At 68.6% G+C, this 14,761-nt stretch carries 8 protein-coding genes and 1 pseudogene; 8 read left to right on the top strand and 1 reads right to left on the bottom strand.

The features are described from left to right. Positions 1–80: 80 nt before the first annotated feature. From C6P61_RS08215 to C6P61_RS08200, 4 genes are all read left to right on the top strand, one after another. On the top strand, positions 81–1,367 hold the full coding sequence (locus C6P61_RS08215) for an efflux RND transporter periplasmic adaptor subunit (RefSeq protein WP_105729448.1): 1,287 nt from the start codon (positions 81–83) through the stop codon (positions 1,365–1,367). Between the two features lie 12 nt (positions 1,368–1,379). Then, positions 1,380–4,535 carry an efflux RND transporter permease subunit gene (locus C6P61_RS08210; RefSeq protein WP_105729447.1) on the top strand — a complete coding sequence of 1,052 codons (3,156 nt, stop codon included), beginning with the start codon at positions 1,380–1,382 and terminating at the stop codon, positions 4,533–4,535. After that, positions 4,528–5,931 carry an efflux transporter outer membrane subunit gene (locus C6P61_RS08205; RefSeq protein WP_105729446.1) on the top strand — a complete coding sequence of 468 codons (1,404 nt, stop codon included), beginning with the start codon at positions 4,528–4,530 and terminating at the stop codon, positions 5,929–5,931. Before C6P61_RS08210 ends, C6P61_RS08205 begins: the two co-directional genes overlap by 8 nt. Before the next feature lie 75 nt (positions 5,932–6,006). Continuing rightward, entirely contained in the window at positions 6,007–6,699 is a 693-nt protein-coding gene (locus tag C6P61_RS08200) for a substrate-binding domain-containing protein (protein ID WP_105729445.1), read from the top strand. A 94-nt stretch (positions 6,700–6,793) separates the two neighbouring features. On the opposite strand, the gene C6P61_RS08195 is transcribed toward C6P61_RS08200, so the two are convergent. After that, positions 6,794–8,056 carry a nitronate monooxygenase gene (locus C6P61_RS08195; protein ID WP_105729511.1) on the bottom strand — a complete coding sequence of 421 codons (1,263 nt, stop codon included), beginning with the start codon at positions 8,054–8,056 and terminating at the stop codon, positions 6,794–6,796. 502 nt (positions 8,057–8,558) lie between these two features. Here C6P61_RS08195 and nirB point away from each other — a divergent pair. From nirB to C6P61_RS08175, 4 genes and pseudogenes are all read left to right on the top strand, one after another. Further along, positions 8,559–11,018, top strand: a complete 2,460-nt coding sequence (gene nirB / locus C6P61_RS08190) for a nitrite reductase large subunit NirB (protein ID WP_105729444.1) — start codon at positions 8,559–8,561, stop codon at positions 11,016–11,018. A 23-nt stretch (positions 11,019–11,041) separates the two neighbouring features. Continuing rightward, positions 11,042–11,417: pseudogene (nirD, locus tag C6P61_RS08185) on the top strand (nitrite reductase small subunit NirD). Further along, positions 11,366–14,140 (top strand): nitrate reductase, encoded by a 2,775-nt coding sequence (locus C6P61_RS08180; protein ID WP_105729442.1) that lies wholly within the window; start codon positions 11,366–11,368, stop codon positions 14,138–14,140. The pseudogene nirD and the gene C6P61_RS08180 overlap by 52 nt, the downstream one beginning before the upstream one ends. Before the next feature lie 155 nt (positions 14,141–14,295). Then, positions 14,296–14,761: chromate transporter (locus C6P61_RS08175; protein ID WP_146115004.1), on the top strand; the 466-nt coding region annotated here is incomplete at its 3' end.

Below are 14,761 nucleotides of genomic sequence, written 5' to 3'. Positions count from 1 at the left end.
TCACAATTGTATGTATACTGGCCTGCGTTGCCCTGGCCGCATGGCCGGTGTGCCCTTCCACGCTCATTCCGGACCTCGACATGCCAGTGATCCACCCTGCCTCCCCCCGTCGCCCTGCGCAATGGCGCGCCACCCTCAGCGCCCTCGGCCTGGCCGCCCTGCTCGCCGCCTGCGGCGACAAGGCCGCTGCCCCGGCCGCCCCCGGCGCCGGCATGCCGCCACCCGAAGTCGGCGTGCTGACCGTGACGCCGGGCGAGGTCGGCCTGGTCACCGAGCTGCCGGGCCGGCTCGAGGCCTCGCGCGTGGCCCAGGTGCGGGCGCGTGCCGCCGGCATCCTGCAGCAGCGGCTGTTCAGCGAAGGCAGCGAAGTCAAGGCCGGTCAGGCCCTGTTTGCCATCGATGCCAGCCCCTACCAGGCCAGCCACGACAGCGCCCAGGCCAGCCTGGCCAAGGCCGAGGCCAACCTGATGCAGGCCAGCGCGCTGGCCGAGCGCTACCAGCCGCTGGTCGAAGCCAAGGCGATCAGCCAGCAGGAATTCGTCAGCGCACAGGCGGCCAGGAAACAGGCCCAGGCTGATGTGGCCGTGGCCAAGGCGGCCTTGCAGACCGCGCGCATCAACCTCGGCTACACCCGGGTCACGGCCCCGATCGCGGGCCGGATCGGCCGCGCGCTGGTGACCGAAGGCGCCCTGGTCGGCCAGGGCGAGGCCACGCCGCTGGCGGTGGTGCAGCAGATCGATCCGATCTATGTCAACTTCACCCAGTCGGCCGACGAGGCGATGCGGCTGCGGCGTGCGCTCGAGAGCGGCCAGCTCAAGCGCGCCGGCTCGGACGGCGCCAGCGTGCGCCTGCTGCTGCCCGACGGCAGCGAGCATGGGCGCGCCGGCAAGCTGCTGTTTTCCGACCTGACGGTGGACGGCAGCAGCGGCCAGGTCACGCTGCGCGCCGAGGTGCCGAACCCGGGCGGCCAGCTGCTGCCGGGCCTGTATGTGCGGGTGCGGCTGGAACAGGCCAAGGCCGGCGCTGCGATCGCGCTGCCGCAGCAGGCGGTCACGCGCTCGACCCAGGGCGACAGCGTGATGGTGGTGGCCGAGGACGGCAGCTTCGGTCCGCGTCCGGTCAAGATCGGCGCCCAGCAGGGCGGGCGCTGGATCGTGCTCGACGGGCTCAAGGCCGGCGAGCAGGTCATGATCGACGGCTTCCAGAAGCTGCGCGGCGCCAAGGTGGTCAAGCCGGTGCCGTGGCAGGAGAAGGCAGGCGCCCCAGGCCAGCCGGACGGCAAGGCAGCAGCACCAGCCGAAGCCGCAGGCAATGCAGCCAAGGCCCCGGCCGAGCCCGCCAAGGCCGGCGCTGGCGCGGCACGCTGAGGAGTCACTGACATGGCGAAATTCTTTATCGAGCGACCCATCTTTGCCTGGGTGATCGCGCTGTTCGTGATGGTGCTGGGCTCAGTGGCCATCACACAGTTGCCGATCGCCCAGTATCCGCCGGTGGCACCGCCATCGATCGTGGTCTCGACCGCCTATCCGGGCGCCTCGGCGCAGACGCTGGAAGACAGCGTGCTGTCGGTGATCGAGCGCGAGATGAACGGCTCGCCCGGCCTGATCTACATGGAGTCGGTGGCACAGGCCGACGGCTCGGGCAACATCACCCTGAGCTTCCAGCCCGGTACCAACCCGGAGCTGGCCCAGGTCGATGTGCAGAACCGGCTGGCGCGCGCGACACCGCGCCTGCCGGCGGCGGTCACACAGCAAGGCGTGCGGGTCGACAAGTCGCGCAACAACTTCCTGCTGTTCGCGATCCTGTCCTCGGACGACCCGGCCTGGGACCCGGTGGCACTCGGTGACTATGCCTCGCGCAACGTGGTGCCTGAGTTGCAGCGCCTGCCCGGCGTCGGCCAGGCCCAGCTGTTCGGCACCGAACGCGCGATGCGGATCTGGATCGATCCGGCCAAGCTGCTGAGCTACAAGCTCGGCGCGGCCGATGTCAACGCGGCGATCCGGGCCCAGAACGCCCAGGTCTCGGCTGGCGAGATCGGCAGCCTGCCCAACGTCGCCGGCCAGGGCATCGCCGCGACCGTGGTGGTCAACGGCCAGCTCAGCAGCGTCGAGCAGTTCGGCCGCATCCTGCTGCGCGCCAACCCCGACGGCTCGGCGGTGCGGCTGAAGGATGTCGCGCGCATCGAGCTCGGCGGCCAGGCCTACGCGACCTCGGCGCGGCTGAACGGCAAGCCCTCGACCGGCATCGGCGTCCAGCTCTCGCCGAGCGGCAACGCGCTGGCCACGGCCGAGGCCGTGCGCGCCAAGATGCACGAGCTCGAGAAGTTCTTCCCGGCCGGCATGCAGTGGAAGATCCCCTACGACAGCTCGCGCTTCATCAAGATCTCGATCGAGCAGGTGGCCAAGACCCTGCTGGAAGCGGTGGCGCTGGTGTTCCTGGTGATGTTCCTGTTCCTGCAGAACTGGCGCTACACGCTGATCCCGACCATCGTGGTGCCGGTGGCGCTGCTGGGCACCTTTGCCGCACTGCTGGCGCTGGGCTTCTCGATCAACGTGCTGACCATGTTCGGCATGGTGCTGGTGATCGGCATCGTGGTCGATGACGCGATCGTGGTGGTCGAGAACGTCGAGCGCATCATGAGCGAGGAAGGCCTGTCGCCGCAGCAGGCGACGCGCAAGGCAATGCGCCAGATCTCGGGCGCCATCGTCGGCATCACGGTGGTGCTGATTTCGGTGTTCGTGCCGCTGGCCTTCTTCAGCGGCTCGGTCGGCAACATCTACCGCCAGTTCGCCACCGTGATGGGGGTGTCGATCGCGTTCTCGGCCTTCTTCGCGCTGTCGCTGACACCGGCGCTGTGCGCCACCCTGCTGAAGCCGGTCGAGGCCGGCCACCAGCATGCCAAGACCGGCTTCTTCGGCTGGTTCAACCGCGGCTTTGCCAGCGGCGCCAAGCGCTACGAGGGCTGGGTCGGCCGGCTGCTGCCGCGCGCCGGTCGCTCGCTGCTGCTCTACGGCGTCATCGTCGGCGTGGCGGCGGTGGTCTATCTGCGACTGCCGACCTCCTTCCTGCCCAACGAGGACCAGGGCACGCTGCTGGTCAACGTGCAGCTGCCGCCAGGCGCCACGCGCGAGCGCACCAGCGCCGTGATGGAGCAGGTCGAGGACTTCATGCTGAAGCAGCCCGAGGTCCAGAGCATGGTCGGCGTGCTGGGCTTTTCCTTCTCGGGCCAGGGCCAGAACGCCGCGCTCGCCTTCGTGACGCTGAAGGACTGGTCCGAGCGCCACGCGCCGGGCAGCTCGGCGCAGGACCTGGCCGGCCGCGCCTTCGGTGCGCTGTCGGGCATCCGTGACGCCTTCATCTTCCCGTTAAGCCCGCCGCCGATCCCCGAGCTGGGCTCGGCCTCGGGCTTCTCGTTCCGGCTGCAGGACCGCGCCGGCCTGGGCCGCGAGGTGCTGCTGGGCGCGCGCAACCAGCTGCTGGGCATGGCGAGCCAGAGCAAGGTGCTGACCCAGGTCCGCCCCGACGGTCTGGAGGACGCGCCGCAGCTGCAGCTCGACATCGACCGCGACAAGGCGCAGGCGCTCGGCGTGGGCTTCGATGCGATCAACGCGACGATCTCGACCACGCTGGGTTCGAGCTACATCAACGACTTCCCGAACGCCGGCCGCCTGCAGCGCGTGGTGGTACAGGCCGATGCGCCGGCCCGCATGCAGCCCGACGACCTGCTCAAGCTGCATGTGATCAACAGCAGCGGCCAGACCGTGCCGCTGTCGGCCTTCGCCAGCACGCGCTGGATCTCGGGCGCGATGCAGACCGTGCGCTACAACGGCTATCCGGCCATGCGCATCAGCGGCAGCGCCGCACCGGGCTACAGCACCGGCGCGGCGATGGCCGAGATGGAACAGCTCGCGGCCCAGCTGCCGCCGGGCCTGGGCTTCGAGTGGACCGGCCAGTCGCGCGAGGAAAAGCTCGCCGGCGCGCAGGCCATCATCGTCTACGGCTTCGCGATCCTGGCGGTGTTCCTGTGCCTGGCAGCGCTCTATGAGAGCTGGTCGATCCCGCTGTCGGTGATCCTGGTAGTGCCGCTGGGCGTGCTCGGCGTGCTGCTGGCGACGCTGCTGCGCGGCTATGCCAACGACGTCTACTTCCAGGTCGGACTGATCACGATCATCGGCCTGTCGGCCAAGAACGCGATCCTGATCATCGAGTTTGCCAAGGACCTGCAGGCCCAGGGCAAGACCGTGATCGAGGCCGCGCTCGAAGCAGCTCACCTGCGCTTCCGTCCCATCATCATGACCTCGCTGGCCTTCATGCTCGGCGTGCTGCCGCTGGCGCTGTCGAGTGGCGCGGGCTCGGCCAGCCAGCGCGCGATCGGCACTGGCGTGATCGGCGGCATGATCACGGGCACGCTGCTGGCGGTGGTGTTCGTGCCGGTGTTCTTCGTGGTCGTGCGCAGCCTGTTCAAGGGCAGCGAGCGCCAGCACCAATTCGACATGGCCCATGGCCAGCAAGCCGGAATCCACAGCCATGAATAAGACTTCATCCACCCTGCTCGCCCCGCTGGCGGCGGCCCTGCTGCTGGGCGGCTGCAGCCTTATGCCAGCCTACGAGCGACCCAGCGCGCCGGTGCCGACGCAATGGCCGACCAGCGCCGGCGCGGCGGCCCAGCCTGCCGCGTCCAGCACGGCGACCGACCAGCTGCCGGACTGGCAGGGCTTTTTCAGCGATGCGGCGCTGCGCCAGCTGATCGAGACCGCGCTGGCGCAGAACCGCGACTTGCGCGTGGCCGCGCTCAACCTGGAGCAGGCCCGGGCCCAGCTCGGCCTGCGGCGCGCCGAGCAGTGGCCCGGCGTCGGCCTGGCCATCAACGGCTCGCGCACACCGAACAACTCGGGCGACATCACGAGCAACTACAGCGGCGGCCTGCTGGTCAGCGCCTACGAACTCGACTTCTTCGGCCGCGTGGCCAGCCTGAAGGAACAGGCGCTGGCCCAGTACCTGGCCAGCGAGGCCGGCCGCCAGAGCGTGCGCATCAGCCTGGTCGCCGCGGTGGCGCAGAGCTGGCTGGCCCTGCTGGCTGACCAGGCCCAGCTTGAGCTGGCACAGCAGACCCTGCGCACGCGCGAAGCCTCGCTCGGACTGATCAAGCTGCGCTTCGAGCATGGCGCGACCTCGGAGCTCGAGCTGAGCCAGGCCGAGTCGCTGGTGGAAAACGCCCGCGTCACGCTGGCGCAGTTCGAGCGCCAGCGCGCGCAGGACGAGAACGCGCTGACGCTGCTGCTGGGCCAGCCGCTGGATGGCGCGCTGCGCGCCGAGCTGGCGCCCGGACGGCTGACCGGGCTGCAGCTGCCGACCCTGGCCGCCGGCCTGCCGTCGCAGCTGCTGACGCGCCGGCCCGACATCGTGCAGGCCGAGCAGCAGCTGATCGCGGCCAACGCCAATATCGGTGCGGCGCGTGCGGCCTTCTTCCCGCGCATCTCGCTGACGACCGGCATCGGCTCGGCCAGCGGCGAGCTGTCGGGCCTGTTCAAGGACGGCAGTTGGGGCTTCACGCTGGCGCCGCAGCTGCTGTTGCCGATCTTCGACGCCGGGCGCAACCAGGCCGGGCTCGATTCGGCACGGGCCGGGCGCGAGGCTGCATTGGCCCAGTACGAAAAGGCGATCCAGGTTGCATTCCGCGAAGTGGCCGATGCGCTGGCCGGACGCGAGACGCTGGCACGCCAGCTGCAAGCCCAGCAGGCGCAGACCGCCGCCGACGCGCGCCGGTTCGAGCTGACCGAGCGGCGCTTGCAGCATGGCGTGGCGAGCCAGCTCGACTGGCTCGATGCCCAGCGCTCGCTGTTCGCCAGCCAGCAGGCGTTGACGCAGACCCGGCTGGCCTACTGGCAGAACCAGGTCACGCTCTACAAGGTGCTGGGCGGCGGCGCCTGATCCGCTAGGATCGAGCTTTTGTCCTGAGTCCCGCCTGACGGCGGGGCTCCAGTCCTTTTACTGCCCACTCACACCATGACTTCTGCCCTGCGCGTCATCTCCTCCATGGCGACCAAGTCCCTGCTCGCCGATCTCGTCGCCCTCCATGCCCAGGCCAGTCCCGGCGCAGAAGTCAACGTGGAATCGGTCGGCGGCGTCGATGCGGCCAAGCGGGTGCAGGCCGGCGAGGCCTTCGACGCCGTGGCGCTGGCCGCCAACGCGATCGACAAGCTGATCGCCGACGGCCATGTGCTGGCTGGCAGCCGGGTCGATCTGGTGCATTCGGGCGTGGCGGTGGCGGTGCGCGCCGGTGCGGCCCAACCCGATATCTCGAACGAGGCCGCGCTCAAGGCCGCGGTGCTGGCCGCGCGCACCCTGGGCTACTCGACCGGCCCGAGCGGCGTGCAACTGGCCAAGCTGTTCGAGCGCTGGGGCATTGCCGAGCAGATCGCCGACCGCATCGTGACCGCGCCGCCCGGGGTGCCGGTCGGCGCGCTGGTGGCCCAGGGCGCGGTCGAGCTCGGTTTCCAACAACTCAGCGAACTCATGAACCTCGAGGGCATCACCCTGCTCGGCCCGCTGCCGCCCGAGGTCCAGATCACCACCACCTTCTCGGCCGGCATCGCCGCGACCTCGACCCGGCCCGAAGCCGTGCGCGAGCTGCTCGACTTCCTGGCCTCGCCGGCCACGGCCGAGGCCAAGCGCCGCAACGGCATGGACCCGGCCTGAGCCCTGGCGCCGGCACGGACGTGAAAAAACCGCCGCGGCTTTACGCCAAGGCGGTTTTTTTCAGGTCGGACCCCGGTCGGGGCCGGCGGCAGGATCAGTCGACGTCGAACTCGGATTCCGGCAGCGCGATCTTGTCATCGACGCTGAACTGGTAGTCCTCGAACACATGCTGGGCGCTCAGCAGCTGGTAGCTGCCGTCGTCATGGCGCAACGTGGTGTCCTTCAGGCGCCAGGTCAGCTGGCCGCAGGTCCAGATCGCGAAGTTGCGCATGTGGGTGCACAGGCAGGTCTTGTCCCAGACCTGGATCTTGCGCTCGCCCGGATGTTCCAGCACGACGCGGTTGTAGGCGTCGATGTAGGCGCATTTGCCCTTGGCGTCGAGCAGGTAGCCGTAGGCCTCGCAGTTCGGGCGGATGCCGTCGCCGATGCCCGGGCTGGACTTGATCATGCGCATCGGGTAGCCGGTCGGCGAGATCTCGTTGACCTCGATGTCGTCCTCGTCGGCCTTGAAGTATTCCTGCTTGGAATCGTCGGGCAGGCCGCATTCGCGCGTGACGGTGAAACGGGTCGCGACCTGGACGGCAGAGGCGCCCATCTCCATGAAGCGCACCGCATCGCTGCCGGTGAAGATGCCGCCAGCCGGGATCAGCGGGATCTCGAGCTGCTCGGTCTTGAGCCAGGCGGCGATCTCGGCGACGATGGTCGCGAGGTCGTACTGGGCCCAGTCCATGCCGAAGCCCAGGTGACCGCCGGCCAGCGGACCTTCGACCACGACATAGTCGGGCAGGCGGTTCAGGCGCGCGTTCTTCTTGAGGAACAGCTGCAGCGCGCGCAGCGAGGAGACGATGATGCCGAGTTTGGCATGGCGAAAGCGCGGATGGTCCTCGATCAGCGCGAAGCTGCTCAGGTGCAGGCCGGCGGCCAGCGTGATGCCGTCGATGCCGGCGTCGAGCGCGGCCGACAGGCGGACCTTGAGGGTCTCGCGCGGCGCGTTCATGGTCAGCTTCTCCATGCAGTTGATGAAGATCTGACCACTGCCCTGCTTGCGCGTCATGCTGTGCTCGACATGCAGCTTGGTCGCTTCGGCCAGGTGACCGAGGTCGAACTTGACGTCCGACTTGTCGGTATTGTCGACGTTGTACTTGTACTGGGCCTGCTTGGCCTTGACGTACTTGGTCTTGTAGCGACGGTCGGTCACCGTCTTGATCATCGCATCCGAGATATGGCCCACGCCGCCCAGACGCGCGGCTTCGAGCGCGAGGTCGGAGGAGGAAATGTCCACGCCCATGCCGCCGATCATGATCGGCACCAGCTCGTCGCCACCCAGGCGCAAGCGGAAATCGTCCAAACGTTTCACTGTCATCTTTCGTGTGTGCTTTGCCGGACCACCCCGCTGCTTGCGGTCAAAAATCCGTAATAGCCGATTTTCGGACTTTTTTGCAGGATTCGCCCGACCAAGGTCAAGTTATCGCTAGATAAAAGCTATCACCAGCATCATTCGATAGAACAAAACTAGCACTACCGACAAAAATAATCTGCCCGCGCCATGCCTGCAGCGGCTCCATGCGCACCATAGCGGGCCAACTGACGACAGCCTGACGGGCGCCATGCACCAGATCGAGGCCCAGTGAACCCGACCTGACCACGCAGCAACCCGCCGCCACGCCGCCGTTGGACAGGCAGCGACTGGCACGGCTATTGCTTGAATCCGGCAACGGTCAATGCTGACCGGCTCGGCAGCTTACCCAAGGACGGGTCGGGTGCCAACAGGACAAAGGCGTCCCTGCAACTCTACCCCGCAACGGGTGGACCTTGCATGGATGCCTTTTTTGTTTTCTGCAGCAAGCGACGGAGTCAAGATGGAAAAGCCCAAGTTGGTGTTGATCGGCAACGGCATGGCCGGCGTGCGCACGCTGGAGGAACTGCTCAGAATAGCGCCCGACCAGTACGAGATCACGGTATTCGGCGCCGAGCCGCACCCGAACTACAACCGCATCCTGCTATCGCCGGTGCTCGCGGGCGAGATGCAGATCCAGGACATCATCCTCAACGAGCTCGACTGGTATGCCGAGCACGGCATCCGGCTGCACACCGGCAAGACCGTCACGCAGATCGACCGCGTGCGCCGACTCGTGATCGCCGACGACGGCACCGCAGCGCCCTACGACCGGCTGCTGATCGCGACCGGCTCGACCCCGTTCCGGCTGCCGATACCGGGCAACCAGCTGCCCGGCGTGATCGGCTACCGCGATATCCAGGACACCGATGAGATGATCGCGGCGGCCAGCCAGTACCGGCATGCGGTCGTGATCGGCGGCGGCCTGCTCGGGCTGGAAGCCGCCAACGGCCTCAAGCTGCGCGGCATGGACGTGACGGTGGTGCATAACGGCGCCTGGTTGCTCGAGCGCCAGCTCGACGAGGTAGCCGGGCGCATGCTGCAGCAGTCGCTCGAGCACAAGGGCCTGAAGTTCCTGCTGCAAAAGCAGACCGAGGCGCTGCTGCAGGCCCCAGAAGGCGGCAGCGCAGGCCGGGTCGGCGCGGTGCGCTTCAAGGACGGCATGCAGATTCCGGCCGACCTGGTGGTGATGGCTGCCGGCATCCGGCCCAACTATGCGCTGGCCGAGGCCGCCGGCATCCACTGCAACCGCGGCATCGTGGTCAGCGACACGCTGCAGACCTATGACCCGCGCATCTACGCAGTCGGCGAATGCGTGAGCCACCGCGGCATCGCCTACGGCCTGGTCGCACCGCTGTTCGAGCAGGCCAAGGTCGCGGCCAATCACCTGGCCAGCTACGGCATCGGGCGCTACAGTGGCTCGGTGACCTCGACCAAGCTCAAGGTGACCGGCATCGACCTGTTCTCGGGCGGCGACTTCACGGGCAGCCAGGCCGACAGCGAGGAAATCATCCTGAACGACCCGCATGGCGGCGTCTACAAGAAGCTGGTGGTCAAGGACAACAAGCTGATCGGCGGCGTGCTGTACGGCGACACGGCCGACGGCCCCTGGTATTTCCAGCTGATCAAGGACGGGCGCGACATCCACGACATCCGCGACCAGCTGATCTTCGGCCAGAGCCTGGTCGGCGATGTCGGCCACGCTGGCAACAGCCGGGCCGCCGAGATGCCCGACAGCGCCGAGGTCTGCGGCTGCAACGGCGTCAGCAAGGGCGCGATCTGCCAGGCGATCAAGGAAAAGGGCCTGTTCAGCCTCGACGAGGTCAAGAAGCACACCAAGGCGGCCTCGTCCTGCGGTTCCTGCGCCGGCCTGGTCGAGCAGATCCTGGCCAGCACCCTGGGCGGCGCCTACAGCCCGGCGGCGTCCGACCGCAAGCCGGTCTGCGGCTGCACCGAGCATTCGCACCAGGTCGTGCGCGAGGCGATCGTCACCCAGCGCCTGACCCGCAAGGAAGCGGTGTTCGACTTCATGCAGTGGCAGACGCCCAACGGCTGCGACAAATGCCGTCCGGCCATCAACTACTACCTGATCTCGAGCTGGCCGCAGCTGGCCCGGGACGACCCGCAAAGCCGCCTGATCAACGAGCGCGCGCACGCCAACATCCAGAAGGACGGCAGCTATTCGGTGGTGCCGCGCATGTGGGGCGGCCTGACGACGCCAGCCGAGCTGCGCGCCATCGCCGACGCGGCCGAGAAATACCAGGTGCCGACCGTCAAGGTCACCGGCGGCCAGCGCATCGACCTGCTGGGCATCAAGAAGGAAGATCTGCCGGCGATCTGGGCCGACCTCAACGCGGCCGGCATGGTGTCGGGCCATGCCTACGGCAAGTCGATCCGCACCGTCAAGACCTGCGTCGGCGCCGAGCATTGCCGCTTCGGCACCCAGCGCGCGATGGACATGGGCATCAAGCTCGAGAAGATGCTGTTCGACATGTACGCGCCGCACAAGGTCAAGCTGGCGGTGTCGGGCTGCCCGCGCAACTGCGCCGAGGCCGGCATCAAGGATGTCGGCGTGATCGGGGTCGATTCGGGCTACGAGCTCTATGTCGGCGGCAACGGCGGCATCAAGACCGAGGTCGCGCAATTCCTCTGCAAGGTCAAGACCGACGAGGAAGTCATGGAGTACGCCGGCGCCTTCCTGCAGCTGTACCGCGAACAGGGCTGGTACCTCGAGCGCACCTGCCACTACCTGGATCGCGTCGGCCTGGACGCGGTCAAGCGCCAGGTGGTCGAGGACGAGGCCAATCGCCGGGCCCTGCACGGACGCCTGCTCGATGCGCTGAAGGACGCCAAGGACCCGTGGCAGACCTCGCGCGAGGCCGGCGCCATCCAGCAGTTCATCCCGATCCGGCTCGAAGCCTGAACCCCACCCAAGGACGACAAGACATGACGACCTGGAACTTCATCTGCCCGCTCGACGACATCCCGCGGCTGGGTGCGCGCGTGGTGCAACGCGCCAGCGGCGGCGACATCGCGATCTTCCGCACCGCCGCCGACGAGGTGTTCGCGCTGCTTGACCAATGCCCGCACAAGGGCGGCCCGCTGTCGCAGGGCCTGGTGCATGGCCGGCGCGTGACCTGTCCGCTGCACGGCTGGAACTTCACGCTCGAGGACGGGCAGGCGCTCGCGCCCGACCACGGCTCCTGCGCCCGCTTCGAGGTCAAGGTCGAGCACGGCCAGGTCTTGCTGGCACTGAACTGAAAGCGCAACATGGCCGAAACCCGATCCACCTGCCCCTACTGCGGCGTCGGCTGCGGCGTGATCATCGAGTCGCAGCACGACCGGATCACCGGCGTGCGCGGCGACCCCGAGCACCCGGCCAACTTCGGCCGGCTCTGCACCAAGGGCTCGACCCTGCACCTGACGGCGACCGAAGCCGTCACGCGCCAGGCCCGGCTGCTGCAGCCGATGCAGCGCCTGCAACGCGGCGCGCCAGCGCAGCCTGTGGGATGGGACGATGCCATCGGGCTGGCAGCCGATCGACTGGGCGACATCATCGAACAGCACGGGCCCGATGCGGTCGGCTTCTACCTGTCGGGCCAGCTGCTGACCGAGGACTACCATGTCTTCAACAAGCTCGCGCGCGGCCTGGTCGGCACGAACCAGATCGACAGCAACTCGCGCCTGTGCATGAGCAGTGCGGTGGTGGGCTACAAGCGCACGCTGGGCTCGGACGCGCCGCCGACCTGCTATGACGACCTGGCGCAAACCGACTGCCTGTTCATCAGCGGCAGCAACACGGCCTGGGCACACCCGATCCTGTTTCGCCGCATCGAGGACGCGCGCGCCGGCATGAAGATCATCGTGGTTGATCCGCGCCGCACCGAGACCGCCGAGCAGGCCGACCTGCATCTGCAGATCCAGCCCGGCACCGATGTGCTGCTCTGCCACGGCCTGCTGCACATCATGCTGTGGGAGGGCTGGACCCGGCCCGACTACATCGCGCGCCACACCAGCGGCTTCGAGACGCTGAAAGATCTGGTGCGCCAGGCCACGCCCGAGCGCGTCGCGCGCGGCTGCGGCGTCAGCGTCGAGGACCTGCATACCGCGGCGCGCTGGTTCGCGCAGTCCAACGCCACGCTGAGCCTCTACTGCATGGGCCTGAACCAGAGCAGCAGCGGCAGCGACAAGAACGCCGCGCTGATCAACCTGCACCTGGCGACGGGCCAGATCGGCAAGCCCGGCGCCGGCCCCTTCTCGCTGACCGGTCAGCCCAATGCCATGGGCGGGCGCGAGGTCGGCGCCATGGCCACGCTGCTGCCCGGCCACCGCGACCCGGCCGATGCCGCGCACCGGGCCGAGATCGCCCGCCTGTGGGGCGTCGATCAGCTGCCCGCGCAGGCCGGCAAGACCGCGACCGAGCTGTTCCAGGCCGTGGCCGATGGCCAGATCAAGGCGCTGTGGATCGCCTGCACCAACCCGGCGCAATCAATGCCAGATCAGGCCCTGGTGCGGCGCGCGCTCGAGCGGGCCGAATTCGTGATCGTGCAGGAGGCGTTTGCCACTGCCGCCACCTGCGACTATGCCGACTTGCTGCTGCCGGCAGCCAGCTGGGGCGAGAAGGAAGGCACGGTGACCAACAGCGAGCGCCGCATCACGCGGGTGCGCGCGGCGATTGCACCGGCCGGCCAGGCCAGGCCCGACTGGGCCATCGCGCGCGATGTCGCGCGCCGGCTCGAAGCCCGGCTGCGCCCCGGACAGCCCACGCTATTCGGCTTCGAGACCCCCGAACAGGCCTGGCTCGAACACCGCGAGAGCACGCGCGGGCGCGACCTCGACATCACGGGCCTGAGCTACGACCTGCTCGACCAGATCGGCCCGCAGCAGTGGCCGCTGCCGCAAGGCGCAACACAGGGCCAGGCGCGGCTGTATTCCTACGGCATGTTCGCCACGCCTGACGGCAAGGCGCGCTTCGCGGCCGATGCCTGGCGCCCGGTGGCCGAGCCGCGCTCGCCGCGCTACCCGTTCTCGCTCTCGACCGGACGGCTGCGCGACCAGTGGCATGGCATGACGCGCACCGGCACGCTGGGCCGGCTGTTCGGCCACGTCCCCGAGCCGGCAGTCGGCCTGCATCCCGACGACCTGCTGGCGCTGGGACTGCAGGCCGGCGAGCTGGTGCGGGTCAGCAGCGCGCGCGGCGCCATCGTGCTGCCGGTGCAGCCCGCCGCCGAACTCGGTCAGCAGCAGGCCTTCATCCCGATGCACTGGGGCTCGGAGGCGCTCAGCGGGCGCGATGCCGCGGGCCAGCCGCTGGCCGGCGTCAACGCGCTGACCACCCCGGCCAGCTGCCCGCTGTCCAAGCAGCCCGAGCTCAAGCATTGCGCGGTCCGGATCGAGAAGGCAGCGCTGCCCTGGACGCTGCTGGGACTGGCCTGGCTGCCGCAGGAGCGCGCGATCGAGGTCCAGCGCGAGCTACGGGCCTTAATGCCCGAGTTCGATTTCGCCAGCTGCGTGCCGTTCGGACGCGAGCGCAGCGGCCTGCTGTTGCGCGCGGCCTGCGCCAAGCCGCCGCCAGCCGCGCTGGTCGAGCGCATCGCCGCCTGGCTCGGCCTCGATGGCGCCGAGGTGCTGCGCTACGCCGACCACAAGCGCCAGCACAGCCGGGCGATCCGCCTGAGCCAGGCCGGCAGCAGACAGCAGGTCGAGGCCTTCTTGCTGGCCGGCGACAGCCGGTCCGAACCCTGGCTCAGGACCCTGCTGCAGGACGAACTGCCAGCGCAGGACTACGGCCGCCTGCTGCTCAGGCCCGACGCCCAGGCGCCGGTGGCCTTGGCCGCGCGCAGCCCGCAGATCTGCACCTGCCTCGACGTCAGCGAGGATGCGATCCGGCGCGCCCTGCCCGACTGCGACGGCAACGGCGCCCAGCGCCTGCTGCAGCTACAGGACGGCCTGGGCTGCGGCACCCGCTGCGGCTCCTGCGTGCCGGCACTCAAGCGCCTGATCGCGGTCGTACCGGCCGGCGCAGCCCTGGTCGGGGCCGCCTGAGAAAAGCGGAAAATAGCATCCATCAAGGCGGCAGGCATTGAAAGCGTGCTGGCGGGCATGTGCGCGTGCGTCACCAACGACGGCCCACTGCTGAATGCCGCTGCGGCCGTATTCGACGGGTTGCCGACCAGCTTCGACCAGAAAACTCCGACCCGATGAACCCAGCCAACACTCAACAGACTGTGACAGCGGCAGCACCAGCGGTCAGCTTCTGGCAGGCCTTCGCCTTCTGGCTCAAGCTCGGCTGCATCAGCTTTGGCGGACCCGCCGGGCAGATCTCGATCATGCACCAGGAGCTGGTCGAGAACCGGCGCTGGATTTCCGAACGACGCTTCCTGCACGCGCTGAACTACTGCATGCTGCTGCCCGGCCCGGAAGCACAGCAGCTGGCCACCTACATCGGCTGGCTGATGCACCGGACCTGGGGCGGCATCGTCGCCGGGGCCTTGTTCGTGCTGCCGTCGCTGCTGCTCCTGATCGGTCTGTCCTGGGTCTACATCGCCTTTGGCGACATGCCGCTGGTAACAGGCCTGTTCTATGGCATCAAGCCCGCGGTAACCGCCATCGTGGTGCAGGCGGCACACCGCATCGGCTCCCCCCCCCCCCCAAAAACCCCCCCCC

Source organism: Malikia spinosa (assembly GCF_002980625.1).
Classification (GTDB): Bacteria; Pseudomonadota; Gammaproteobacteria; order Burkholderiales; family Burkholderiaceae_C; genus Malikia; species Malikia spinosa.
This window is presented reverse-complemented; position numbering and strand designations above follow the sequence as displayed.

Coding starts and splice junctions, on each gene's coding strand:
- C6P61_RS08205 (WP_105729446.1), top strand. CDS start 4,528: ATGAATAAGACTTCATCCACCCTGCTCGCCCCGCTGGCGGCGGCCCTG.
- C6P61_RS08180 (WP_105729442.1), top strand. CDS start 11,366: ATGGCCGAAACCCGATCCACCTGCCCCTACTGCGGCGTCGGCTGCGGC.
- nirB (WP_105729444.1), top strand. CDS start 8,559: ATGGAAAAGCCCAAGTTGGTGTTGATCGGCAACGGCATGGCCGGCGTG.
- C6P61_RS08215 (WP_105729448.1), top strand. CDS start 81: ATGCCAGTGATCCACCCTGCCTCCCCCCGTCGCCCTGCGCAATGGCGC.
- C6P61_RS08210 (WP_105729447.1), top strand. CDS start 1,380: ATGGCGAAATTCTTTATCGAGCGACCCATCTTTGCCTGGGTGATCGCG.
- C6P61_RS08200 (WP_105729445.1), top strand. CDS start 6,007: ATGACTTCTGCCCTGCGCGTCATCTCCTCCATGGCGACCAAGTCCCTG.